This is a genomic window from Streptomyces kunmingensis, assembly GCF_039533535.1.
Taxonomy (GTDB): Bacteria; Actinomycetota; Actinomycetes; order Streptomycetales; family Streptomycetaceae; genus Streptomyces; species Streptomyces kunmingensis.
In genome coordinates this window covers 49949-73011 of record NZ_BAAATS010000048.1, presented here as the reverse complement: position 1 = coordinate 73011, position 23063 = coordinate 49949, and the positions used below count along the sequence as shown (strand labels likewise).

Annotated in this window: 22 protein-coding genes; 15 read left to right on the top strand and 7 right to left on the bottom strand. The window is 70.0% G+C overall.

The genetic code is table 11. The features are described 5' to 3' along the window. Window positions 1-61: 61 nt before the first annotated feature. The 4 genes from ABD366_RS39805 to ABD366_RS39790 all read left to right on the top strand — a co-directional run bounded on the left by ABD366_RS39805 (window position 62) and on the right by ABD366_RS39790 (window position 3739). A complete protein-coding gene (locus ABD366_RS39805) occupies window positions 62-1009 on the top strand; it encodes an ACP S-malonyltransferase (protein WP_324776002.1) in 948 nt (315 codons plus the stop codon). Between the two features lie 18 nt (window positions 1010-1027). Then, the gene (locus ABD366_RS39800; RefSeq protein WP_324776000.1) at window positions 1028-2059 is read left to right on the top strand and encodes a ketoacyl-ACP synthase III; all 1032 of its coding nucleotides are present in this window, start codon (window positions 1028-1030) and stop codon (window positions 2057-2059) included. Window positions 2060-2131: 72 nt separating this feature from the next. Beyond that, window positions 2132-2380, top strand: a complete 249-nt coding sequence (locus ABD366_RS39795) for an acyl carrier protein (RefSeq protein ID WP_324775998.1) — start codon at window positions 2132-2134, stop codon at window positions 2378-2380. 87 nt (window positions 2381-2467) lie between these two features. Then, entirely contained in the window at window positions 2468-3739 is a 1272-nt protein-coding gene (locus ABD366_RS39790; protein ID WP_324775996.1) for a beta-ketoacyl-[acyl-carrier-protein] synthase family protein, read from the top strand. A 125-nt stretch (window positions 3740-3864) separates the two neighbouring features. Here the strand turns inward: ABD366_RS39790 and ABD366_RS39785 are convergent, their stop codons facing one another. Continuing rightward, window positions 3865-4359, bottom strand: coding sequence for a DUF3145 domain-containing protein (locus ABD366_RS39785; protein ID WP_324775994.1), 495 nt, complete (start codon window positions 4357-4359; stop codon window positions 3865-3867). A 324-nt stretch (window positions 4360-4683) separates the two neighbouring features. On the opposite strand from ABD366_RS39785, the gene ABD366_RS39780 reads away from it, so the two are divergent. Both ABD366_RS39780 and ABD366_RS39775 read left to right on the top strand, forming a co-directional pair. Continuing rightward, the gene (locus ABD366_RS39780; protein WP_324775991.1) at window positions 4684-5673 is read left to right on the top strand and encodes an SGNH/GDSL hydrolase family protein; all 990 of its coding nucleotides are present in this window, start codon (window positions 4684-4686) and stop codon (window positions 5671-5673) included. A gap of 31 nt (window positions 5674-5704) precedes the next feature. Beyond that, window positions 5705-6700, top strand: coding sequence for an aldose epimerase family protein (locus tag ABD366_RS39775; RefSeq protein WP_324775989.1), 996 nt, complete (start codon window positions 5705-5707; stop codon window positions 6698-6700). Window positions 6701-6766: 66 nt separating this feature from the next. Here ABD366_RS39775 and ABD366_RS39770 read toward each other — a convergent pair whose 3' ends face one another. Then, window positions 6767-9232, bottom strand: a complete 2466-nt coding sequence (locus ABD366_RS39770) for a beta-glucosidase family protein (protein ID WP_324775987.1) — start codon at window positions 9230-9232, stop codon at window positions 6767-6769. 131 nt (window positions 9233-9363) lie between these two features. Between ABD366_RS39770 and ABD366_RS39765 the strand changes: the two genes are divergently transcribed. After that, window positions 9364-10068, top strand: a complete 705-nt coding sequence (locus tag ABD366_RS39765; protein ID WP_411293881.1) for a TetR family transcriptional regulator — start codon at window positions 9364-9366, stop codon at window positions 10066-10068. Between the two features lie 44 nt (window positions 10069-10112). Here ABD366_RS39765 and ABD366_RS39760 read toward each other — a convergent pair whose 3' ends face one another. The 4 genes from ABD366_RS39760 to ABD366_RS39745 form a co-directional block, all read right to left on the bottom strand. Next, the gene (locus ABD366_RS39760; protein WP_324775985.1) at window positions 10113-10442 is read right to left on the bottom strand and encodes a YrdB family protein; all 330 of its coding nucleotides are present in this window, start codon (window positions 10440-10442) and stop codon (window positions 10113-10115) included. Beyond that, complete coding sequence (locus ABD366_RS39755) at window positions 10439-11263, bottom strand: EI24 domain-containing protein (RefSeq protein ID WP_324775983.1); 825 nt, start codon at window positions 11261-11263, stop codon at window positions 10439-10441. The genes ABD366_RS39760 and ABD366_RS39755 overlap by 4 nt, the downstream gene beginning before the upstream one ends. A 49-nt stretch (window positions 11264-11312) precedes the next feature. Next, on the bottom strand, window positions 11313-11735 hold the full coding sequence (locus tag ABD366_RS39750) for an organic hydroperoxide resistance protein (protein ID WP_324775981.1): 423 nt from the start codon (window positions 11733-11735) through the stop codon (window positions 11313-11315). 191 nt (window positions 11736-11926) lie between these two features. Beyond that, complete coding sequence (locus tag ABD366_RS39745) at window positions 11927-12952, bottom strand: NADP-dependent oxidoreductase (protein ID WP_324775979.1); 1026 nt, start codon at window positions 12950-12952, stop codon at window positions 11927-11929. 100 nt (window positions 12953-13052) lie between these two features. Here ABD366_RS39745 and ABD366_RS39740 point away from each other — a divergent pair, with 100 nt between their 5' ends. Then, window positions 13053-13490 (top strand): MarR family winged helix-turn-helix transcriptional regulator, encoded by a 438-nt coding sequence (locus ABD366_RS39740; protein ID WP_324775977.1) that lies wholly within the window; start codon window positions 13053-13055, stop codon window positions 13488-13490. A 145-nt stretch (window positions 13491-13635) separates the two neighbouring features. Here the strand turns inward: ABD366_RS39740 and ABD366_RS39735 are convergent, their stop codons facing one another. Continuing rightward, window positions 13636-14319 (bottom strand): SCO2400 family protein, encoded by a 684-nt coding sequence (locus ABD366_RS39735; RefSeq protein WP_344443422.1) that lies wholly within the window; start codon window positions 14317-14319, stop codon window positions 13636-13638. A gap of 223 nt (window positions 14320-14542) precedes the next feature. Here ABD366_RS39735 and ABD366_RS39730 point away from each other — a divergent pair, with 223 nt between their 5' ends. The 7 genes from ABD366_RS39730 (at window position 14543) to ABD366_RS39700 (ending at window position 23062) form a co-directional block, all read left to right on the top strand. Further along, a complete protein-coding gene (locus ABD366_RS39730) occupies window positions 14543-15700 on the top strand; it encodes a mandelate racemase/muconate lactonizing enzyme family protein (protein WP_324773189.1) in 1158 nt (385 codons plus the stop codon). Beyond that, window positions 15697-16701 (top strand): zinc-dependent alcohol dehydrogenase, encoded by a 1005-nt coding sequence (locus ABD366_RS39725; protein ID WP_324773187.1) that lies wholly within the window; start codon window positions 15697-15699, stop codon window positions 16699-16701. Before ABD366_RS39730 ends, ABD366_RS39725 begins: the two co-directional genes overlap by 4 nt. A gap of 67 nt (window positions 16702-16768) precedes the next feature. Beyond that, the gene (locus ABD366_RS39720) at window positions 16769-17725 is read left to right on the top strand and encodes a hypothetical protein (RefSeq protein ID WP_324773185.1); all 957 of its coding nucleotides are present in this window, start codon (window positions 16769-16771) and stop codon (window positions 17723-17725) included. 142 nt (window positions 17726-17867) lie between these two features. Then, window positions 17868-18986 (top strand): multiple monosaccharide ABC transporter substrate-binding protein, encoded by a 1119-nt coding sequence (gene chvE / locus ABD366_RS39715; RefSeq protein ID WP_324773183.1) that lies wholly within the window; start codon window positions 17868-17870, stop codon window positions 18984-18986. Window positions 18987-19022: 36 nt separating this feature from the next. Continuing rightward, complete coding sequence (mmsA, locus tag ABD366_RS39710) at window positions 19023-20585, top strand: multiple monosaccharide ABC transporter ATP-binding protein (RefSeq protein ID WP_324773182.1); 1563 nt, start codon at window positions 19023-19025, stop codon at window positions 20583-20585. Then, window positions 20582-21826 (top strand): multiple monosaccharide ABC transporter permease, encoded by a 1245-nt coding sequence (mmsB, locus tag ABD366_RS39705; RefSeq protein WP_324773181.1) that lies wholly within the window; start codon window positions 20582-20584, stop codon window positions 21824-21826. The genes mmsA and mmsB overlap by 4 nt, the downstream gene beginning before the upstream one ends. A gap of 66 nt (window positions 21827-21892) precedes the next feature. After that, window positions 21893-23062, top strand: coding sequence for an aldose epimerase family protein (locus ABD366_RS39700; protein ID WP_324773179.1), 1170 nt, complete (start codon window positions 21893-21895; stop codon window positions 23060-23062). Window position 23063 lies beyond the last annotated feature (1 nt).

The following is a 23063-nucleotide window of genomic DNA, read 5'->3' as shown; positions in this document are numbered from 1 at the left end:
TTCGGTTCTTCGTCCCTGTCCCCACGGGCGGCCCGCACCGTCCACAAGAGAGAGTGTGAGAGTGCTCGTACTCGTCGCTCCCGGCCAAGGCGCTCAGACGCCCGGCTTCCTGACTCCCTGGCTCGACCTCCCAGGCGCGGCGGACCGCCTCGCCGCGTGGTCCGACGCCATCGGACTCGACCTTGCCCACTACGGCACGCAGGCCGACGCCGACGCGATCCGTGACACGGCCGTGGCCCAGCCGCTCCTTGTCGCGGCCGGGCTCCTTTCGGCGACCGCGCTCGGCGACGTCACGCCGGATGCGGTGGCGGGGCACAGCGTGGGCGAGATCACCGCGGCCGCGTTCGCCGGGGTACTCGACGACACCGCCGCCCTGAAGCTGGTGCGCCGGCGTGGCGTGGCCATGGCCGAGGCCGCCGCGGTCACGCAGACCGGTATGTCGGCGCTGCTCGGCGGTGACCCCGAGGTCACCGTGGCGCACCTGGAGAAGCTGGGCCTGACCCCGGCGAATGTGAACGGCGCGGGCCAGATCGTGGCCGCCGGCACGCTCGAGGAGCTTGCCGCGCTCGCGGAGGACAAGCCCGAGGGCGTGCGCCGCGTGGTGCCGCTGAAGGTGGCCGGCGCGTTCCACACCCGGCACATGGCCCCGGCGGTGGCGAAGCTGGCGGAGGCCGCGAAGGAGCTGACTCCGGCCGACCCCCGGGTCACGTACGTGTCGAACAAGGACGGCAAGGCGGTCGCGACCGGCGCCGAGGTGCTGACCCGGCTGGTGGGCCAGGTGGAGAACCCGGTCCGCTGGGACCTGTGCATGGAGACGTTCCAGGAGCTCGGCGTGACCACGCTGATCGAGGTGTGCCCGGGCGGCACTCTCACCGGCATCGCCAAGCGCGCCCTGCCCGGCGTCAAGACCCTCGCCCTCAAGACCCCCGACGACCTCGACGCAGCCCGCGCCCTGATCGCCGCCGAGACATCTGCCGCTGCCGCGGCGGGTCCCGAAGCCACGGCCTGACAAGGAGATCCGAGCAGCATGTCGAAGATCAAGCCCAGCAAGGGTGCCCCGTACGCGCGCATCCTCGGCGTCGGCGGATACCGGCCGACGCGGGTCGTGCCGAACGAGGTGATCCTCGAGAAGATCGACTCGTCGGACGAGTGGATCCGTTCGCGCTCCGGTATCTCCACCCGCCATTGGGCGAACGACGAAGAGACCGTGGCGATGATGTCCGTCGAGGCGTCCGGCAAGGCCATCGCGGACGCGGGCATCCGGCCCGAGCAGATCGGCGCCGTGGTCGTGTCGACCGTCTCGCACTTCGCGCAGACGCCGGCCATCGCGACGGAGATCGCGGACAAGCTGGGCACGCAGAAGGCGGCGGCGTTCGACATCTCCGCCGGCTGTGCCGGGTTCGGCTACGGTCTGACGCTGGCCAAGGGCATGATCGTCGAGGGCAGCGCGGAGTACGTGCTGGTCATCGGCGTGGAGCGGCTCTCGGACCTGACCGACCTGGAGGACCGGGCGACGGCCTTCCTGTTCGGTGACGGCGCCGGTGCCGTGATCGTCGGTCCGGCCCAGGAGCCCGCGATCGGCCCCACCGTGTGGGGTTCCGAAGGCGACAAGGCCGGGACGATCAAGCAGACCGTGCCGTGGGACCAGTTCAGGATCGGCGACGTGTCCCAGCTGCCTCTCGACTCCGAGGGCAATGTCAAGTTCCCTGCGATCACGCAGGAGGGCCAGGCGGTGTTCCGCTGGGCCGTGTTCGAGATGGCGAAGGTCGCCCAGCAGGCGCTGGACGCGGCCGGGATCAGCCCGGACGACCTGGATGTCTTCATTCCTCACCAGGCCAACGAGCGGATCATCGACTCGATGGTGAAGACTCTGAAACTGCCGGAGCATGTCACGGTCGCCCGTGACGTGCGTACCACCGGCAACACCTCGGCCGCCTCGATTCCGCTCGCGATGGAGCGGCTTCTGGCGACCGGCGAGGCGAAGAGCGGCGACACCGCGCTCGTCATCGGCTTCGGGGCGGGTCTCGTGTACGCCGCCACGGTCGTTACCCTCCCCTAGGCATCCCGTCCGGATCACCGGTCCGTACGGATGCCGCCACACCCTCTGGATACACACCGAAGGAGCGCCCTAATGGCCGCCACTCAGGAAGAGATCGTCGAAGGTCTCGCAGAAATCGTGAACGAGATCGCCGGGATCCCCGTTGAGGACGTCAAGCTGGACAAGTCCTTCACCGATGACCTGGACGTCGACTCGCTGTCCATGGTCGAGGTCGTCGTCGCCGCCGAAGAGCGCTTCGACGTCAAGATCCCGGACGACGACGTCAAGAACCTCAAGACCGTCGGCGACGCCACGAAGTACATCCTCGACCACCAGGCCTGAACCACCAGGTTCAGACCGTAGGTCAGTCGCTCCGCCACCCGGCGGTGGCGCCGCTGAATCCCTCGCATCCGTTGGAGAAGAATTCCTGTGAGCTCGACCAATCGCACCGTGGTCGTCACCGGTATCGGCGCAACCTCACCGCTGGGTGGCGACGCGACAACCACCTGGGAGGGCCTGGTCGCCGGACGTTCCGGTGTCAAGCCCCTCGAGCAGGAGTGGGCCGCCGAGCAGGCGGTCCGCATCGCGGCGCCGGCCGCCGTGGACCCGAGCGAGGTCATTCCTCGCCCGCAGGCCCGCAAGCTGGACCGTTCCGCGCAGTTCGCGCTGATCGCCGCCAAGGAAGCCTGGGCCGACGCCGGGTTCACCGACAAGGCGGGCGATGACCCGGCCGTCGAGCCGGAGCGTCTGGGCGCTGTCATCGCGTCCGGCATCGGCGGCGTGACCACGCTTCTCGACCAGTACGACGTGCTGAAGGAGAAGGGCGTCCGCCGCGTCTCCCCGCACACCGTGCCGATGCTGATGCCCAACGGCCCGTCCGCCAACGTGGGCCTGGCCGTGAACGCCCGGGCTGGTGTGCACACTCCGGTGTCCGCCTGCGCGTCGGGCGCCGAGGCCATCGGCTACGGCATCGAGATGATCCGCACCGGCCGCGCCGACGTCGTCGTCTGCGGTGGCACCGAGGCGGCCATCCACCCGCTGCCCATCGCCGCGTTCGGCAACATGATGGCGATGTCCAAGAACAACGACGACCCGCAGGGTGCCTCGCGCCCCTACGACACCGCCCGGGACGGCTTCGTCCTCGGTGAAGGTGCCGGCGTCGTCGTCCTGGAGTCGGCCGAGCACGCCGCCGCCCGCGGCGCCCGCGTCTACGCGGAGGCTCTCGGCCAGGGCATCTCCGCCGACAGCCACGACATCGTGCAGCCGGAGCCGGAGGGCCGCGGGATCGCGCAGGCTCTGCGGAACCTGCTGGACAACACCGACCTGGACCCGGCCGAGATTGTGCACGTGAACGCGCACGCGACGTCCACGCCGGCCGGTGACGTGGCCGAGCTGAAGGCGCTGCGCAAGGTCTTCGGTGACGACACCGACCACATCGCCGTCTCCGCGACGAAGTCCATGACCGGGCATCTGCTCGGTGGCGCCGGTGGCGTCGAGACCGTGGCTTCGGTGCTGGCCCTGTACCACCGGGTGGCTCCGCCGACCATCAACGTGGAGAACCTGGACCCCGAGGCCGAGGCTGCCGCGGACATCGTCCGCGGTGAGGCGCGCAAGCTGCCCGTCGAGGGCCGTATCGCCGCGCTGAACGACTCGTTCGGCTTCGGTGGGCACAACGTGGTTCTGGCGTTCCGTTCCGTCTGAGACACGTGATCGCAGCGGGGCCGGAGCCCCGCGAACGTGCGGTGGGCCCGCCCGGGGAATCCCGGGCGGGCCCACCGCCGTACAGTCCGCGGATCCGCGGATCACGCCGCCTGTCACACCACCTGTCACACCACTTGATGGAGCCAGCGGACCGGCGCGCCCTCTCCGGCATAGCGGAACGGCTCCAGTTCGTCGTCCCAGGGCTTGCCGAGGAGCCGGGCGACCTCCGACTCCAGATCGGTCTCGCCGCCCGTGGAGCGGGCCAGTGCGGCGCGCAGACGGTCCTCCGGGATGAGGATGTCGCCGTGGATTCCGGTGACGGCGTGGAAGATGCCGAGTTCGGGCGTGGCGCTGTAGCGCTCTCCCTCGGCGCTCGCGCAGGGTTCGGCCGTCACCTCGAAGCGGAGCAGTTGCCAGCCGCGCAGCGCGGAGGCCAGCTTGGCGGCCGTGCCCGCCTCGCCCCGCCAGCTGAATTCGGATCTCCAGGTGCCAGGCGCCGCGGGCTGCCTGATCCAGTCGAGGCTGACGCGCACGCCTAGTACGCCCGCGACCGCCCATTCGACGTGCGGGCACAGCGCGCGCGGCGCGGAGTGCACGTACAGAACTCCACGTGTCGTCACCGGACCTCCAGTGTGGGTCGAGGTTCGCCTTCCCCAGCGGCCTCGCGCCCGTGCCGAGCCTTCTTCCCTCTGTGCCCGGATCGAAAAGGTCCAGACAAAAAGGGACACATCTGACGTGTTGTAATTTAGCGGAACCGGTACAGCGGGGTCTCACTGGGTCGACCGGGGACCCCGGGGCGAGGCTATCGCGCAGCGGTGCAAGGAGTGTGACGTACTGTCGGTCCCGGGGCGCACAAACGCCGACCTTTCACCCGGCGGGGCGCAACCTCGGCCACGCGGAGGACGGTAGCCGCGGCGACAGCGAGTAGTGGAGGGGATATCCGGATGCGGAAGCGAAGCCACGAACCGACCGCGGCCCGGCGCTCCCTCACCTCCCGGCGCTCCCTCGCCTCCCGGCCGTCCCCCCTCTCCCAGCGGTCGATCACCTCCCGGGCTGTCGTCGCCGCCGTGTCCGCGGCTGTGCTCGGTGTCACGGCGCTGACCGCGTGTGACGCCTCCGGTGGTAACTCCCCGGGTCCGAAGGGGTCCACGGCGCCCGCGAAGCCGTCGCCGACCGCTCCGGTGTGGGACACGAGCCCGCGTTCCGTTGCCGCGGTGGGCGATTCGATCACGCGGGGTTTCGACGCGTGCAGCGTGTTGTCCGACTGTCCCGAGGTGTCGTGGGCGACGGGGACGGACGCGCGGGTCAAGAGTCTGGCCGTACGGCTGCTCGGCAAGAGCCGGGCCAAGACGCACAGTTGGAACTATGCGCGGACCGGGGCGCGGATGGCGGATCTGCCGGCGCAGATGCGGCAGGCCGGTGCGGTCCGGCCCGAGCTGGTGACGGTGATGGCCGGGGCGAACGACGCGTGCCGGCCGACGGCCCGGTCCATGACGCCGGTGGCGCGCTTTCGGACCGATTTCGAGGAGGCGCTGCGGCAGTTGCGGCGGGCGGCTCCCAAGACGCAGGTGTACGTGATGAGCGTGCCGGATCTGAAGCGGCTGTGGTCCGAGGGACGGGCCAATCCGCTGGGCAAGCAGGTGTGGAAGCTGGGGATCTGCTCGTCGATGCTGGCCGACCCGGACGCCATGGACGTCGCGGCCACCTCGCGGCGTGATGCGGTGCAGGAGCGCGTAGAGGCGTACAACGAGGTGCTGAAGGACGTGTGCGCGAAGGACCGGTTGTGCCGGTCGGACGAGGGCGCGGTCTTCGGGTACCGGTTCGGCGAGAACCAGTTGAGCCAGTGGGACTGGTTCCATCCCAGCAGGGACGGGCAGGCGCGGCTCGCGGCGCTGGCGTATCGCGGGGTGACCGCGAAGGAGCCGCTCGTCTGAGGGCCCGGGCGGCGGGCGTAGGGTCTCGATCATGCGCAGTGAACTCTTCGACGCCCTTCCCGATGGCACCGACGTCCACCGCTGGATCCTGGAACGGGACCGGGTGCGGGTACGCGTCCTGACGTACGGGGGCGTCCTGCAGACGGTCGAGGTGCCCGACCGTGAGGGGGCCACGGACAATATCGTGCTCGGCTTCCCCGACCTGGCCACGTATCTGGCCCGTCCCCAGCCCTACTTGGGCGCTCTGGTGGGGCGGTACGCGAACCGGATCGCGGGTGGCCGTTTCACGCTCGACGAGCAGGTCTACCACCTCGCGCGGAACAACGGGGCGAACTCGTTGCACGGCGGTGAGCGCGGTTTCGACAAGCGGGTGTGGGACGCGGAGGCGGTCGGGGAGCATGCGCTGCGGCTGACCCGCGTCTCCCCGGACGGCGAGGAGGGGTTCCCGGGCCGGCTCGAGATCGCGGCGACGTACACGCTGGAGGAGGGCGGGGTGCTGCGCCTGTCCTACGAGGCCACGACCGATGCCCCGACGGTCGTGAACCTGACCAACCACAGTTACTGGAACCTGGGCGGAGCGGGTTCGGGGAACGCGGCGGGCGGTCATGAACTGCGGATCGACGCAGCGCTGGTGACGGCCGTGGACGACGAGCTGATTCCGTCCGGTGAGGCGGCGGCGGTCGACGGGACCCGGTTCGACTTCCGGCAGAGCCGCAAGCTCGGCGCGGGGTACGACCACAACTATGTGCTCGACAAGGGGGTCACGGCGACGGCCGAGGAGATCGCCGAGCTGCACGATCCGGCGTCCGGCCGGGTGCTGAGCATCGCCACGACGGAGCCGGGGATCCAGCTCTACACCTCGGACGGGTTCGACGAGACGCTGCCGTTCGCGCCGGGTGACGGGATCGCGCTGGAGACGCAGCACTTCCCGAACTCGCCGAACCGGCCCGACTTCCCGTCCACCGTGCTGCGGCCGGGCGAGGTGTACCGGTCGCAGACGGTGTACGGGTTCGGAGTGCGCCCGTAGAAGGACGCAAGCGCACAGGGGCGGCGGGGTCAGGTGCCGCCGCCCCTGAGTGAAGGGGGCCGGGCGTCAGGCGACGATCGTCTCGCTGACGCGGCCGTCGGTGAGCGAGCGGCCTGCCGTCAGCTCGTACCGGCCGGGCTGGTGGGCCCAGGCGCCCGCGTCCTCGTCCCAGATCTCGAAGGTGCGGCGCGGGAGTTCGACGACGGCCTCGACGCTCTCGCCGGGGGCGGCCGTGACGTTCGCGAAGCCGGCCAGCCAGCGGGCCGGGCGGGCCTCGTCGGGCCCGCTCGGGGACAGATAGAGCTGGACGGTCTCGCGGCCGGGGCGGGCTCCCGTGTTGCGGACGCGGACCGTGGCGGTCGTGCCGGTCACGTCGAGCGACTCGTACGTCCAGTCGGTGTAGCCGAGACCGTGGCCGAACGGGTACGAGGGGGTGGCCCCCGATTTGTCCCAGGCGCGGTAGCCGATGAACACGTCCTCGGTGTACGTGAGTTGGCCGTCGGTCGGCGTCACCCGGGTGACCGGGGCGGCGTCGAACGCGCCCCAGGTGGTGGGGAGCCGCCCGCCCGGTTCCTCGGCGCCGAGCAGGACGTCGGCGAGGGCGTCGCCGCCCTCCTGGCCGGGGAACCAGCTCAGCAGGACGGCCGCGACCTCCTCGCGCCACGGGAGCTCCACCGGGGAGCCGGAGTTGACGACCACGACGGTGTTCGGGTTGGCGGCGGCGACCGCGCGCACCAGGTCGTCCTGACGGCCGGGAAGGCGGAGGTCGGTGCGGTCGAAGCCCTCGGACTCCACGCGTTCGGTGGTGGCGACCACGACGACGGCGACCTCGGCGTCCCGCGCGGCCTCGACCGCCTCGGCGATCAGGCTGTCCGCGTCGCGGCGCGGTTCGAGGTGCATGAGGCTGAAGATCACGGCGGGCAGCGGCATGGCGAGGGACTTGTCCAGCGGGTGGAACAGGGAGATCTCCACCGGTTCGCCGGCCGTGAGCGTCGCCTTGCCGCGCTCCAGCGGGGCGCCGAAGAACGCCTCGAAGGGGTCGGACTCGGTCCCCATGGACTGCACGCCGTCGTAGAGGCCGGTGCCGTCGACGGTGAGGGTGAAGGCGCCGAGGCCGCGCGTGCCGAAGGCGTGGTCGCCGCTCACGCGCGGGGTGAACGTGCCCTTGATCTCGATGCTGTGCAGCGTCTCGTGGGTGACACCGGCGGGCAGGTCGGCGCCCATCCACTGGAGCTGGCCGCTCGGCAGCGAGCCCTCGCCGATGACGGTGCCGTCGGCGTCGCGGCAGACGGCGCGCAGCTCGAACCCCACGCCGGCGGGCGCGAGTTCGTCGCTCGGGTCGGCGCCGAGGGCGTAGGTGAGGGAGTCCGTGGCGGCGCGCAGGCCGTCGAGCGGGGAGACGATGTGGTCGGGGAAGACGGTGGCGGAGCCGCCGCCGAGGACGCGGGCATCGCGGGCGGCGGCGCCGATGAGCGCGATCCTGGCGTCCCTGCGCAGCGGCAGGACACCGGAGTTGCGGACGAGGACGAAGGCGCGGCGGGCGATCTCGCGGGCCAGGGCCACGCCGTCGATCTCCCCGGGCACCTCACCGACGGCCGGCTCGGCGCCTTCGAGGATGCCGACGCGGGCGGCGAGCCGCAGCACGTTGCGCACGGCGTCGTCGACCTCGGACTCCTCGGCCTCACCGGCTCGTACGGCGGCGGCGAGCGCGGGCCCGTACACCGTCTGCGGTCCCGGCATGGCGACGTCGAGGCCGCCCTTGAGGGCGCCGGTGGTGGAGCGGGCGGCCAGCCAGTCGGAGACGTTGAAGCCGTCGAAGCCCCATTCGCCGCGCAGGACCTCGTTCACGAGGTGGCGGTGCTCGGTCATCGTCGTGCCGTTGACCGTGTTGTAGGCGGTCATGATGCCCCACGGGTGGGCGCCCGCGACGATGGTCTCGAAGGGGGCCAGGTACAGCTCGCGCAGGGCGCGCGCGGAGACGAGGTTGTCGACGGTGAAGCGGTCGGTCTCGGCGTCGTTGGCGACGAAGTGCTTGACCGTGGTGCCGACGCCGCCGGACTGGACGCCCTGCACGTAGCCCGTGCCGATGGCGCCGGTGAGGAGCGGGTCCTCGCTGTACGCCTCGAAGTGGCGGCCGCCGAGCGGTGAGCGGTGCAGGTTCACGGTGGGGGCGAGCAGGACGTGGACGCCCTTGCGGCGGGCCTCCTGGGCGAGGAGCGCGCCTGCCCTGCGGGCGAGCGAGGGGTCCCAGGTGGCGGCGAGCGCCGTCGGGGAGGGCAGGGCGATCGACGGGTCGTCGGCGGTCCAGCGCACTCCGCGGACACCGATCGGGCCGTCGGACATGACCAGTGAGCGCAGGCCGATCTCGGGGAGTTCGGGCAGCGACCACATGTCCTGGCCGGCGAGCAGCCGTGCCTTGGTGTCGAGGTCGAGCTTGCCGAGTGCGGCCTCGACGACCGCCTCGCGAGCCCGGGCCCGGGCCCCGTCGTCGCCGCTGAATCCGTCCGCGGAACCGTCTGCCTGCGTCGCCATGCCGGCCCTCCTCGTCGAGGTCATCACCTGTGTACCTACGTCTGAGCGCATCCATCCTGCACCCGGAGACCTGTAGAGCGGTAGGTTTCGTTATTCTGGTGTTATAAACACCGCTCGGAGGCGCTTTCGTCATGTCGTACGGTGACCGCATGAGCAGCACCAGAACCCCCCGTAGCGAGGAACGGCGGGCCGAGATCCTGCGGGCGGCGCTCGAGGTGATCGCCGAGCGCGGGTACCGGGGCGCGAGCCTCTCGGCGGTCGCGGAGCGCGTGGGGCTCACCCAGCAGGGGCTGCTGCACCACTTCCCGACGAAGGAGACGCTGCTCGTCGCGGTCCTCGCCGACCGGGACCGATGGGACGCGGTGCCGAACAGTCAGTGGCGCCTCGACCTGCTCGGCTCCCTGGTCGAGTACAACGCGATGCGGCCGGGGATCGTACAGACCTTCTCGGCGCTGCTCGGGGAGTCGGTCACCGAGGGACATCCGGCGCGGGGGTTCTTCACCCGGCGCTACGTCGACGTGCGCGCGTCGATGGCGGAGGTGCTGCGCGCCGAGTACGGGGACCGGCTGCCGAGCGGGCTCACGCCGGAGCGGGCCGCGCCGCTGCTCGTCGCCGTGATGGACGGGTTGCAGTACCAGTGGCTGCTCGACCCGGAGTCGGTGGACATGCCGGGTGCGTTCCGCGATTTCCTGACACTGCTGGGCGAGCCCGGGAACGAGGCCGAAACCGAGCCCGGGAGCGAGGCCGAAACCGAGTCCGGGAGCAAGGCCCACACGGAGGCCCACACCGAGCCCCGGAACGAGCCCGAAGCCGAGGCCGGGCCCCAGCCGGGCTGAACCGGAGCCGGGCTGAACCGGAGCCGGGCAGAACCGGAGCCGGGCTACTGGTTCCAGTGCACGGCAAGCGCCTTGCTCAGCGCGCAGACCGCCGCGAAGACGACCGCCCAGACGTACGCGCCGGAGAGGGCCAGGGCCGCGACGCCCGCGCCGAACCAGACGGTCTCGAAGGCGACGCGGGTCGCTCCGCGGGTCTTGTAATGGGCCTTCTGCGAGCCGAAGAGGGCCCAGGTGGTGATCATGAGCGCCAGGCCGAGCAGTCCGTAGAGCCAGGCAAGGGGCGTCGCCACGTCGCGGGTGAAGCCGTAGGCGCCCACGGCGCCGAGAGCGACGAGTTCTATGGCGAACAGGACGCCCAGGTTCGCTGTCTTCATGCCGTCATTCCCTGGGGAGTCTCGTCTGTCCCGTCACCGTGGGATGCGGGGTGCGGGTCGTTCGTGGCCGGGCGCGCCCCAGTCGCGGCGCCCTCCATGTCACGCACCATCAAGGTGGCGCCCGCGACGGCCCCCGGCATCAGGAACACCGCCACCACCGGGACCAGGAAGGCCACCGCCAAGGGCGCCCCGAAGCCCCACGCCAGTCCCTTGCGCGAGCGCAACAGGGCCAGGCGGTCGCGGAGTTGGACGCCTCGCCGCTGAAGGGCCACCGACGTGAGTTCCTCGGAGAGGAAGAAGCCCGTGACGAAGAAGCCGAGGACCGGGATCACCGTCTGGCCGATGAAGGGGACGAAGCCGAGCGCGAAGAGGAGGACCCCCCACAGGCAGGCCCGCACCAGGATGCGCAGGCTGTCGCGCGCCGAGATCCACAGGTCGCGCCAGAGCGGCAGGCCGGACTCCGGGGCGTGGCCGCCCTCGGCGATGTCTACCTGCTCGGAGAGGGACTCGTAGAAGGGCTGGCCGATCAGGAGGGTGACCGCCGTGAAGGTCAGCACCGCCAGGAGCAGGGCCAGGGCGAAGAGGACGGCGGTGAGCAGGCCGCGGAAGAGGCCGAGCCAGGGCGACGACCAGTCGTCGGCGAACGGGGTCGCCCAGCCGACGAAGTCGGCGCCCCACAGGGCGAGGCAGACCAGGGCCGCCGCATACAGGACGAGGGTGATGAGGCCGGGCAGCAGGCTCCAGCCGAACTGCTTGCCGTGCTGGGCAACCCAGCGCTGCCCTTTCATCAAATAGCCGAAGCCCGCCCCGAGATCACGCATGGCGCAAACCTTACGGGACGGGCAGCGGCAGTCGGCCGGTCGAGCCCGGTCAGACCGAGAGCGTGACCGTGATGTTGCCGCGGGTCGCCTTGGAGTACGGGCAGACCTGGTGGGCCTTCTCGATCAGGGACTGGGCGGTGACCGTGTCCGCGTTCGGGATGACCGCCGAAATGGAGACGATCAGACCGAAACCGTCGTCGTTCTTGCCGATGCCGACCTTCGCGGTGACGGTCGAGCCGGTGATGTCGATGCCCTCCTGGCGGGCGACGACGGCGAGGGCGCCCTGGAAGCAGGCGCTGTAGCCGGCCGCGAAGAGCTGCTCCGGGTTGGTACCGGCGCCCGAACCACCCTGCTCCTTGGGCGGGTTGACGACGACATCGAGCTTGCCGTCGTCGGTGGCGACGCGGCCGTCGCGGCCGTTCTCGGCGGTGGCTACGGCGGTGTAGACGACGTCGGACTGCGTGATGGCCATACCCGTACTCCCTAACTCCACAACGCTAACTCCACGATGCGGAAAGTCTCATCCGTCAGATGGAAGCAGCCTATCGAATGGTCGGCGTAACGAAAGTGGCCCCCATCACAAACCAAAGTGACCCCCGCCCCAAACCAAAGTGGCCCCCGTCACAGAGGACGAGGGCCACCGCTACAAGAAGACGCCGGGTGTCAGAGCTTGACGACCATCTTGCCCGTGTTGTCGCCGCGCAGGACGCCGAGGAACGCCTCCAGGTTGTTCTCGATGCCCTCGACGACCGTCTCGCGGTACTTGAGCTCGCCGGAGCGGACCCACGCGCCGACCTCCTGCACGAACTGCGGCTGGAGGTCGTAGTGGTCGCCGACGAGGAAGCCCTCGATGCGACCGCGGGTCTGGATGAGACGGGCGAGGTTGCGCGGGCCGGGGGCCGGCTCCGTGCTGTTGTAGACGGAGATCGCGCCGCAGATGGCGATGCGGCCGTCGCGGTTCAGCCGCGCGATGGCGGCTTCGAGGTGGTCGCCGCCGACGTTGTCGAAGTACGTGTCGATGCCGTCGGGGGCCGCCTCCTTCAGCTGCTCGTGGACGTTGCCGGTCTTGTAGTTGAAGGCCGCGTCGAAGCCGTACTCCTCCAGGAGCAGCTTGACCTTCTCGTCCGAGCCGGCCGAGCCGACGACGCGCGAGGCGCCCTTGAGCTTGGCGATCTGGCCGACCTGGCCGCCGACCGCGCCCGCGGCGCCGGAGACGAAGACACTGTCGCCCTCCTTGAAGGAGAGCGTGCGCAGCAGGCCCGCGTACGCGGTGAGGCCCGTCATGCCGAGCACGCCGAGGTACGTCGACAGGGGCGCGGCCTCGGGGTCGACCTTGACGGCCTGCTTCGCGTCGAACGTCGCGTACTCGCGCCAGCCGAAGAAGTGCAGGACGTGGTCGCCGACCGCGACACCCTCGTCGTTCGAGGCGATGACCTCGCCGACGGCGCCGGCCTGCATGGGCTTGCCCAGCTCGTAGGGGGCGACGTACGACTTCGCGGCGCTCATACGGCCGCGCATGTACGGGTCGACGGACACGTAGAGGTTCTTGACGAGGACCTGGCCGGGGCCCGGCTCGACCACCGGGGCCTCGCGGAGCTCGAAGTCCGAGGGCTCGGGCCAGCCGACGGGACGGCTGATCAGGGCCCACTCGCGGCCGGTGGCGGGGATCTGGGGGGTGTCGGCGGGCATTCGCTGATCCTTCATCACAGAGAGACAACTACTTCAGTACGTGAAACAACCATGCTCCTGAATATTTCAGGATGTCAAGTAACTGGGTACCCTGGAGACCATGACCGTCACCCGTCCGCGCCGTACCGATCCGCTCACGCTCGAAGTGGTCGAGCTGATCGGGGCTGTCGTCGCGCGCTACTACCAGGAGTACGAGGAGGCGGCCGCGCGGCACGGGCTGACCGGGGCGCAGGCGCGGGTGCTCAGCCTCCTGGCGCTGGAGCCGCTGCCGATGCGGCAGATCGCGCAGCGTCTGAAGTGCGAGCCGTCGAACATCACGGGGATCGTGGACCGCCTGGAGGCGCGGCAGCTCGTGGAGCGGCAGCCGTCGCCCGGGGACCGGCGTGTGAAGGTGGCGGCGCCCACGGAGGAGGGCGCGCGTGTGGCGCGGAGTCTGCGGGACTCCCTCGACTTCGCGCGCGAGCCGCTGGCCGGGCTGTCCCGGGACGAGCGCCTCGCACTGCGGGACATGCTGAAGACGATGGTCGGGGCGGAGTGATCCCGCCCGCTCAGGGCCAGACGCCCGACATGCAGCGCCAACAGGGCCGGACGCCCTACATGCAGCACCCATAGGGCCGGACGCCCTACATGCAGCACCCATAGGGCCGGACGCCCTACATGCAGCACCCATAGGGCCGGACGCCCTACGTGCACCACCACAGGAAGCGGTCGCACGTCTCCGTCGGGGTCGGTTCGGGGGTCGGGGACGCGGTCGTCGGGTCCGGGTCCGGGCTGGTCGGCTGCGAGGTCGACGGGGAGCCCGGGGTCGAACCGGCCCTGGACGACGGGGCGTTCACCGGCGTACCGCTGCCGTCGTCACTGTCATCACCACTGTCGGCGTCCGCCGAAGGGGAGCCGCTGCTCTCGTCCGCGCTCGGTGACGCCGAGGCCGACGCGGACGCGGACCCGGACGCGCCGGGTGACGCGGAGGCCGAGGCCGAGACGCTGCCGGGCGGGGCCGCGGCGCTCGGGGACCCGCCGTCACCGCCCGCCTCCGTCACGGCGTCCGCGGTGTCCGGAGCCGCCTGGGCGTCGCCACCGCCGGAGGACTCGGTGGCGAGTTCGGCGAGGCTGAGGCCGCCCGCGGCGAGGGCGAGGCCGGCCGTGGCGAGGAGGATGCGTCCCCGGCGGCGGCGGTGCGCCCTGCGGGGGCGGCGTCTGCTGCGCGGGCGCGCGGACTCGCCGTCGTGCGGCGTCTGCGACTCGTCGGCCGACTCGTGCGCGTCGAGCGCCTCGGCGTAGGCGCGCACGGCGTCGGCGGGGGTGCCGCAGCCGGGGCAGGCCAGAGCCCCGTTGAGGTGCCTTCGGCACGGGTGGCAATAGTCCATGACGTAGGGAGGCTAGGCGCCCGGCCGGTAACGGAAAAAGCCGGTGCTGTGAAACTTCTGTGCGAAACAGCGTGTTCCGAGGGACGAAGCACAACGAAGAACCTCTGCGCAACCTCTGCGCAGACCATTGACACCCCCACATGGCCGTCTTTACTGTCACGCCAGCATTTCGAACGAGTGACGAAATATCGAACGGCAACGATCGGCACAGGGGGCAATTGCCTTGCGCATCACGGGAATCAGCACGCATGTGGTCGGAACGCCCTGGCGGAATCTGACCTACGTCCAGGTGCACACCGACGAGGGGATCACCGGCGTCGGCGAGACCCGCATGCTGGGCCACACCGACGCGCTCATCGGCTACTTGAACGAGGCGCTGGCCAATCACATTGTTGGGTCGGACCCGTTCGCCGTCGAGGATCTCGTCCACCGGATGAAGTACGGCGACTACGGGCGGGCCGGCGAGATCGTCATGTCCGGCATCGCCGTGGTGGAGATGGCCTGCTGGGACATCAAGGGCAAGGCGCTCGGCGTTCCGGTCTGGCAGCTGCTCGGCGGCAAGGTCACCGACAGGGTCAAGGCGTACGCCAACGGCTGGTACACCACCGAGCGGACCCCGGAGGCGTACCACAAGGCCGCGCAGGCGGTGATCGAGCGCGGGTACAAGGCGCTGAAGATCGACCCGTTCGGCACCGGGCACTTCGAGCTGGACCACGAGCAGTCCCTGTACGCCGTGTCGTTGATCGAGGCCGTGCGGGACGCGATCGGGCCCGACGCCGAGCTGATGCTGGAGATGCACGGCCGGTTCTCCCCCGCGACCGCGATCCGGCTGGCCAAGGACCTGGCGCCGTTCAAGCCCGCGTGGCTGGAGGAGCCGGTGCCGCCGGAGAACCTCAAGGCGCTGGAGAAGGTCGCCGCCAAGGTCGACATCCCGATGGCGACGGGCGAGCGGATCCACGACCGGATCGAGTTCCGTGAGCTGTTCGAGAGCCAGGCCGTCGACATCATCCAGCCCGACGTCGGCCACCTCGGCGGCATCTGGGAGACGCGCAAGCTCGCCGCCACCGCCGAGACCCACTACATGCTGGTCGCCCCGCACAACGTGGGCGGTCCCGTGCTGACCGCCGCCTCCCTCCAGGTCGGGTTCACCTCCCCCAACTTCAAGATCCTGGAGCACTTCAACGACTTCGCGGACGCGGAGATCAAGAAGGTCGTCAAGGGCGCTCCGCAGGTCGTGGACGGGTACTTCGAGCTGTCGCACGAGCCCGGCCTCGGCGTCGAGCTCGACGTGGACGCGGCCGCCGAGTTCCCGCAGCAGCAGGCCCGTTTCGACCTGTGGGCCGAGGGCTGGGAGAAGCGCGCGCCCAAGGGGTCCGAGTGAGTTCCGCGGTCGTCGTCGACGGGCCCGGCCGGCACCGGGTCGTGCCGCACGAGCCCGCGCCGCCCGGCCCGGGTGAGGCGCGGGTGCGCGTGCACGCCGTGGGGATCTGCGGCAGCGACCGCGAGGTCTACCAGGGCAACCGGCCCGAGGGGTACGTGCGTTACCCGCTGACCCCCGGGCACGAGTGGTCCGGGGTCGTGGAGGCCGTGGGCGACGGGGTGCCGGACGGGCTGGTCGGCCGCAAGGTCGTCGGCGAGGGCTTCCGGAACTGCCAGGTGTGCGACCGCTGCCACGCCGGTGAGACGACGCTGTGCACCGCCGGGTACGAGGAGACGGGCTTCACGCAGGCCGGGGCGATGGCGGCCACGCTGGTCCTCCCGGCCCGCCTCCTGCACGTACTGCCCGACGACGCCGATCTGAGCGCCGCCGCCCTTCTGGAGCCGGCCGCGTGCATCGCCGCCGCGGCGCTCAAGGCCGAGGCGCGGCCGGGTCAGCGGGTCGCGGTGGTCGGGACCGGGACGCTCGGGATGTTCGCCGTGCAGTTCCTCGCGGCGAACTCGCCCGCCGAGCTGCTCGTCGTCGGCACGAGGAACGAACGGGAGGCGCTCTCCCGGCAGTTCGGGGCGACGGACTTCCGGCTGCGCACGGATCAGCTGCCCGACGACATCGATGTCGTGATCGAGACCGCGGGCTCCGCGTCGGCGGCCCGGACCGCCGCGTCCCTGCTGCGGCGGGGCGGGCGTCTGGTGCTCACCGGCATTCCCGCGGCGGGCGCCGAGGGGCTCGACCCCACCGATCTGGTGGTGCGCCAGCTGGAGGTGCGGACCGTGTTCGGGGCCGCCCCCGACGCCTGGGCGCACGCCGTGCGGGTCTTCGGTGCGGGGCTCCTCGATCCGCTGCCGCTGGTGACGCACGAGGTGCCGCTGGAGCGGTTCGCCGAGGCCATCGAGTGGGTCGGAGCCGGGGATCCCAAGGTGGGCAAGGTGCTGCTGCGGCCGTAGCCGGCCCTCCCCCTTCCCCTTCCCCGGACAAATTCTTCTGAGACCTCGAACAAAACAAAGGACGAGCGTGACCGACTCACCCCGCCGACCCGGCGAACCCGCCCTCTCCTCCCTCGGGCTGAGCGCACCCGCTCCGGACCCGGCGGACACCTCCCCGCACACGTTCCCGGACGGCGGGACGTGGCGCGTGGAGGTCCCCTCCGTCGAAGGGCCCGAGGCCGTCGGCGTCGTATTGAAGGAGTCCTCGCGGCTCGACGTCCCCATCCACCGGATCAGCCAGGGCAGCGGCGTCTGGATGCTGCGGGACACCGAGATCGTCGAGATGGTCGAGGCGACCGCCGAGCGTGACATCGAGCTGTGCCTGTTCACGGGGCCGCGCGGCACCTGGGACACCGGCGCCTCCGTGCGCACCGACTCGCGCGGCGCCGGGCTGCGCGCCCGCGGTCACGACGCCGTCGCCGGCTGCGTCGAGGATGCCGTACGGGCGACGGAGCTGGGCGTCAAGTGCCTGCTCGTCGCCGACGAGGGCGTGCTGTGGACGCTGCACCGGGCGCGCGCCCAGGGGATCATCCCGGCCGACACGACGCTGAAGGTCTCCGCGCTCATCGGGCCCGTGAACCCGGCCTCGTACGCCGTGTACGAGGGGCTCGGCGCCGACTCGCTGAACGTGCCGTCGGACCTGACGCTCACCCACCTCACCGAGATCCGCCGGCTGTCCGCGGCTCCGATGGACATGTACGTCGAGGCCCCTGACGACCTCGGTGGCTATATCCGGATGTACGAGATCGCCGAATTGGTGCGCCGCGGCGCCCCGTTGTACCTGAAGTTCGGGCTCGCCAAGGCGCCCGCCATCTATCCGTACGGCACCCATCTGCGTGACGTCACCCTCGACACCGCCCGTGAGCGGGTGCGCCGGGGCCGGCTCGCGCTCGATCTGCTCGCCCGGCACGGGGCCGACGGCGGTATGTCGCCGCTCGGTTCGCGGCTGCCGGGAACGCTCCGGCGCTTCGGCGCGGCTGAATAACGTTCTGGACACGTAACTTCACAGAACACGACAGAGCCGCGCACAATCCAACGCACTTCGGTTCTCGGTCAACCCCCGCTCTCCGTCAGCGACTTCGCTTCTTCCGACCGGGCCCCGCACTCACACATCAAGGATGATGACCATGCGAAACCGCCGAGCCGCTGTAGCCGCGATAGCCGCGACCGCCTCCCTCGCGCTCACCCTGACCGCCTGCGGCCAGAACAGCGAGGGTGGCAAGGAAGAGGGCAAGAAGGACGCCAAGGGATCCACGGTCGGCGTCGCGATGCCGACGAAGTCCTCGGAGCGTTGGATCGCGGACGGCAACAACGTCGTCAAGGCCCTGAAGGACAAGGGCTACAAGACGCAGCTGGTGTACGGCGAGGACGACCCGGACCAGCAGGTCTCCCAGATCGAGAACATGATCACGCAGGGTGTCTCCGCGCTGATCGTCGCCGCGATCGACAACAAGTCGCTCAGCTCGGTGCTCCAGCAGGCCAAGGACGCGAACATCCCGGTCATCGCCTACGACCGGCTGATCCTCGACACCAAGAACGTCGACTACTACGCGACGTTCGACAACGAGAAGGTCGGCGAGCTGCAGGCCACGTCGCTGGTCGACAATCTGGGTCTGAGCAAGGGCAAGAAGGGCCCGTTCAACATCGAGCTGTTCGCCGGCTCCAACGACGACAACAACACCAAGTACTTCTTCGGCGGCGCGATGAAGGTGCTCCAGCCCTACATCGACAAGAAGCAGCTGGTCGTCAAGTCCGGCCAGACCAAGCTCAACCAGGTCACCACGCTGCGCTGGGACGGCGCCACCGCGCAGAAGCGCATGGACGACATCCTGACCTCGACGTACAAGGGCAGCAACCGTGTGGACGCGGTGCTCTCCCCGTACGACGGCATCTCCATCGGCATCATCTCGGCGTTGAAGTCGGACGGCTACGGCTCCGCGTCCAAGCCGCTGCCGCCCGTCTCCGGGCAGGACGCCGAGGTCGCCTCGGTGAAGTCGATCATCGCGGGCCAGCAGTACTCGACGGTCTACAAGGACCTCCGCAAGCAGGCCAAGGTCGCCGCGGGCATGGTCGACAGCGTGCTGAACGACAAGAAGCCCGAGCTCAACGACACCAAGACCTACGACAACGGCGTGAAGGTCATTCCCGCGTACCTGCTCAAGCCCGTCCTGGTCACCAAGGACAACTACGAGAAGGAACTGATCGACACCGGTTACTACACCAAGGCCGACCTGGGCCAGAAGTAAGTACCCCTGTCCGACCACTAGTTGAAGGGCACGACCATGGCGGGACCCGTCCTGGAAATGCGCTCGATCGTCAAGACCTTTCCCGGTGTGAAAGCGCTCTCGGACGTCAACCTGACCGTACGTCAGGGCGAGGTCCACGCCATCTGCGGGGAGAACGGCGCCGGCAAGTCCACCCTGATGAAGGTCCTCTCCGGCCTCCACGCGCACGGAAGCTACGAGGGGGAGATCCTCTTCGAGGGGCAGCCCTGCCAGTTCAAGGACATCAACGCGTCCGAGAAGCGGGGCATCGTCATCATCCACCAGGAGCTGGCGCTGGTCCCCTACCTGTCGATCGCCGAGAACATGTTCCTCGGCAACGAGCACGCCACGCGCGGGCTCATCGACTGGCGGCAGACCTTGATGCACGCCACCCGGCAGCTGCGCCGGGTGGGCCTGGAGGAGAACCCCAACACCCGGATCACCGACATCGGTGTCGGCAAGCAGCAGCTCGTGGAGATCGCCAAGGCGCTCGCCAAGGACGTGAAGCTGCTGATCCTGGACGAGCCGACCGCGTCGCTCAACGACGAGGACTCCGGCAAACTCCTCGACCTGATCCTGGAGTTGAAGGAACAGGGCATCACCTCGATCATCATCTCCCACAAGCTGAACGAGATCCGCCGCGTCGCCGACTCCGTGACGATCCTGCGGGACGGCCGCACCATCGAGACCCTCGACGTGCACGCCGAGGAGACCACCGAGGACCGGATCATCTCCGGGATGGTCGGCCGCGACCTGGAGCACCGCTTCCCCGAGCGCACCCCGCACCAGGCCGAGAAGGGCGCGGCGCCGGCCCTGGAGATCCGCAACTGGACCGTGCACCACCCCCTGGACCGCGAGCGCAAGGTCGTCGACGACGTCTCCCTGCACGTACGCCGCGGGGAGATCGTCGGGATCGCGGGCCTGATGGGCGCGGGCCGCACCGAACTCGCGATGAACGTCTTCGGGCGGACCTACGGCCGGTACGCGGCCGGCACCGTGCTCAAGGACGGCGCCGAGATCCGTACGAAGTCGGTCGCGGAGGCCGTCGCGCACGGCATCGCGTACGCGACCGAGGACCGCAAGCACTACGGCCTCAACCTCCTCGACACCATCAACCGCAACATCTCCCTCGCGGCCCTCGGCAAGGTCTCCAAGCGCGGTGTGGTCGACGAGCACGGGGAGCGGCAGGTCGCCGAGGAGTACCGCAAGTCGATGAACATCAAGGCCCCCACGGTCTTCGAACCGGTGGGCAAGCTGTCGGGCGGCAACCAGCAGAAGGTCGTCCTCAGCAAGTGGATCTTCGCGGGCCCCGAGGTGCTCATCCTCGACGAGCCGACCCGCGGGATCGACGTGGGCGCCAAGTACGAGATCTACACGGTCATCGACAAGCTCGCGGCCGAGGGCAAGGCGGTGGTGTTCATCTCCTCCGAACTGCCCGAGCTTCTCGGCATGTGCGACCGCATCTACACGATGAGCGCGGGACGGCTGACCGGTGAGGTCACCCGCGCGGAGGCGACGCAGGAGTCCCTGATGCGCCTGATGACCAAGGACAAGAACGGGACAGAAGAGGTATCTCGATGAGCACGGACGTGATGGACAAGTCCCCGGCCCCCGCGCCGCCGGGCAAGGACGGAGCCGCCGGCGAGGGCGGGCTGCTGCGTCTCGTGCTCGACGGGATGCGCCGCAACATGCGCCAGTACGGCATGCTGCTCGCGCTCGGCCTCCTCGTGGTCGTCTTCGCCGTCTGGACCGACGGCGACCTGATCCTGCCGCGCAACGTGTCCAACCTGGTGCTGCAGAACAGCTACATCCTGATCCTCGCGATCGGCATGATGCTGGTCATCATCGCCGGACACATCGACCTGTCGGTGGGATCACTGACCGCGTTCGTCGGTTCGACGGCCGCCGTCCTCATGGTCAGTCACGACGTGCCCTGGCCCGTCGCGGCGGTCATCTGCCTCGCGATGGGCGGCGCCGCCGGCTGCATCCAGGGCTGGCTGATCGCCTACGGAGGCATACCGTCCTTCATCGTGACCCTGGCGGGCATGCTGGTGTGGCGCGGTCTCACGGAGATCCTGCTGAAGGGGCAGACCCTCGGCCCGTTCCCGGAGGGCCTGGGCAAGCTCGGCAACGGCTTCCTGCCCGAGGTCGGCCCCAACACGAACTACCACAACCTCACCCTGCTGCTCGGTGTGGTGCTCGCCGCGGCCGTGGTCGTGCAGGAGCTGCGCGACCGGCGCCGCCAGCAGGAGTTCGCCCTGGACCTGCCGCCGTTCAACCTGTTCATCCTGAAGCTGATCGCGATCGTCGCCGCCATAGCCGTGGTGACGCTGCTGCTCGCCAGCTACAAGGGCGCCCCGATCGTCCTGCTCATCCTCGGTGTCCTGGTCGTCGGCTACGGCTACCTGATGCGCAACTCGATCTTCGGCCGTCACATCTACGCCATCGGCGGCAACCTGCCCGCGGCCAAGCTCTCCGGCGTGAAGGACAAGAAGGTCTCCTTCTACGTCTTCCTCAACATGGGCGTCCTCGCGGCCCTGGCGGGCCTGGTCGTGGCCGCCCGCCTGAACGCGGCCTCGCCGAAGGCCGGTCTCAACTTCGAGCTGGAGGCGATCGCCGCCTCCTTCATCGGCGGCGCCTCCATGAGCGGCGGGGTCGGCACCATCCTCGGCGCGATCATCGGCGGTCTCGTCCTCGGTGTGCTGAACAACGGCATGAACCTGCTCGGCGTCGGCTCCGACTGGCAGTCGGTGATCAAGGGCCTCGCCCTGCTCGCCGCGGTCGGCTTCGACGTGTGGAACAAGCGCCGCGCAGGTTCGTGAGCGCACCCACTCCCCACACGCACGTCGCACTTCATCAGGCACCACTCCCCGCTTTAGGAGCGTCAGATGGACACGACCAGACGCACGGTGCTCGCGGCGGCCGGCGCCGCGGGCATCGCCGCCACCACCACGCTCGGCGGCACGGCACATGCCGCGCCGTCCGCGCCGGCCGCGTCGGGAAGGAAGCCGGCGAAGGAGCTGTTCGGCAAGCTCGCCGACGGCACGAAGATCTACCGCTGGAGCCTGGCCAACGGCGGGACCCGCCTGAAGGTCCTCTCCTACGGCGGCATCGTGCAGTCCCTGGAACTGCCCGACCGGCGCGGCCGGTACGTGAACGTCTCCCTCGGCTACGACAACATCGAGGGCTACGTCACCGGCACCACGTTCTTCGGCGCCACCATCGGCCGGTACGGGAACCGCATCGCGGGCGGCCGTTTCACCCTGGACGGCAAGGCGTACCAGCTCTCCGTCAACGACGGGGACAACTCGCTGCACGGCGGTGCGAAGGGCTTCAACACGCGGGTGTGGGACGTGGAGCCGTTCGCGTCCGGCTCCGACGTCGGCCTGCACCTGCACTACACGTCGCTCGACGGTGAGATGGGCTACCCCGGCACGCTCAACGTGACGGTCACCTACACCCTCACCGCGCGCGGCGACTGGCGCATCGACTACAAGGCGACGACGGACAAGGCCACCGTCGTCAACCTCACCAACCACACCTACTACAACCTCGCGGGAGAGGGCAGCGGTGGCATCTACGACCACGAGCTGACCCTCGCCGCGTCCCGCTACACGCCCACCGACGCGGGTCTCATCCCGACCGGTGAGCTGGCGAAGGTCGCGGGCACCCCGTTCGACTTCCGCCGTCCGAAGGCGATCGGCGACGACATCCGTGCCGCTCACCCGCAGCTCGTCACCGCCAAGGGCTTCGACCACAACTGGGTGCTCGACAAGGGCCTCACGAACCGCCCGGTGCACTTCGCGACCCTGCGCGACCCGGGCACGGGCCGCACCCTGAAGATCGCCACGGACCAGCCCGGGGTGCAGTTCTACTCCGGCAACTTCCTCGACGGCACGCTCGTCGGCCCGTCCGGGCGCACCTACCGGCAGGGCGACGGACTCTGCCTGGAGACGCAGCACTTCCCGGACTCGCCGAACCAGCCGGCGTTCCCGTCGACGGTGCTGCGGCCCGGGGAGACGTACCGCTCGACGACGGTGCACTCGTTCGGTGTCTAGC

Bases quoted from the DNA above. Each gene is read 5' to 3' on its own strand.
- chvE (WP_324773183.1), top strand. From the start codon at position 17,868: ATGCGAAACCGCCGAGCCGCTGTAGCCGCGATAGCCGCGACCGCCTCC.
- ABD366_RS39795 (WP_324775998.1), top strand. From the start codon at position 2,132: ATGGCCGCCACTCAGGAAGAGATCGTCGAAGGTCTCGCAGAAATCGTG.
- ABD366_RS39750 (WP_324775981.1), bottom strand. From the start codon at position 11,735: ATGGCCATCACGCAGTCCGACGTCGTCTACACCGCCGTAGCCACCGCC.
- ABD366_RS39760 (WP_324775985.1), bottom strand. From the start codon at position 10,442: ATGAAGACAGCGAACCTGGGCGTCCTGTTCGCCATAGAACTCGTCGCT.
- ABD366_RS39735 (WP_344443422.1), bottom strand. From the start codon at position 14,319: ATGGACTATTGCCACCCGTGCCGAAGGCACCTCAACGGGGCTCTGGCC.
- ABD366_RS39775 (WP_324775989.1), top strand. From the start codon at position 5,705: ATGCGCAGTGAACTCTTCGACGCCCTTCCCGATGGCACCGACGTCCAC.
- mmsB (WP_324773181.1), top strand. From the start codon at position 20,582: ATGAGCACGGACGTGATGGACAAGTCCCCGGCCCCCGCGCCGCCGGGC.
- mmsA (WP_324773182.1), top strand. From the start codon at position 19,023: ATGGCGGGACCCGTCCTGGAAATGCGCTCGATCGTCAAGACCTTTCCC.
- ABD366_RS39800 (WP_324776000.1), top strand. From the start codon at position 1,028: ATGTCGAAGATCAAGCCCAGCAAGGGTGCCCCGTACGCGCGCATCCTC.
- ABD366_RS39780 (WP_324775991.1), top strand. From the start codon at position 4,684: ATGCGGAAGCGAAGCCACGAACCGACCGCGGCCCGGCGCTCCCTCACC.
- ABD366_RS39740 (WP_324775977.1), top strand. From the start codon at position 13,053: ATGACCGTCACCCGTCCGCGCCGTACCGATCCGCTCACGCTCGAAGTG.
- ABD366_RS39765 (WP_411293881.1), top strand. From the start codon at position 9,364: ATGTCGTACGGTGACCGCATGAGCAGCACCAGAACCCCCCGTAGCGAG.
- ABD366_RS39700 (WP_324773179.1), top strand. From the start codon at position 21,893: ATGGACACGACCAGACGCACGGTGCTCGCGGCGGCCGGCGCCGCGGGC.
- ABD366_RS39755 (WP_324775983.1), bottom strand. From the start codon at position 11,263: ATGCGTGATCTCGGGGCGGGCTTCGGCTATTTGATGAAAGGGCAGCGC.
- ABD366_RS39745 (WP_324775979.1), bottom strand. From the start codon at position 12,952: ATGCCCGCCGACACCCCCCAGATCCCCGCCACCGGCCGCGAGTGGGCC.
- ABD366_RS39770 (WP_324775987.1), bottom strand. From the start codon at position 9,232: ATGGCGACGCAGGCAGACGGTTCCGCGGACGGATTCAGCGGCGACGAC.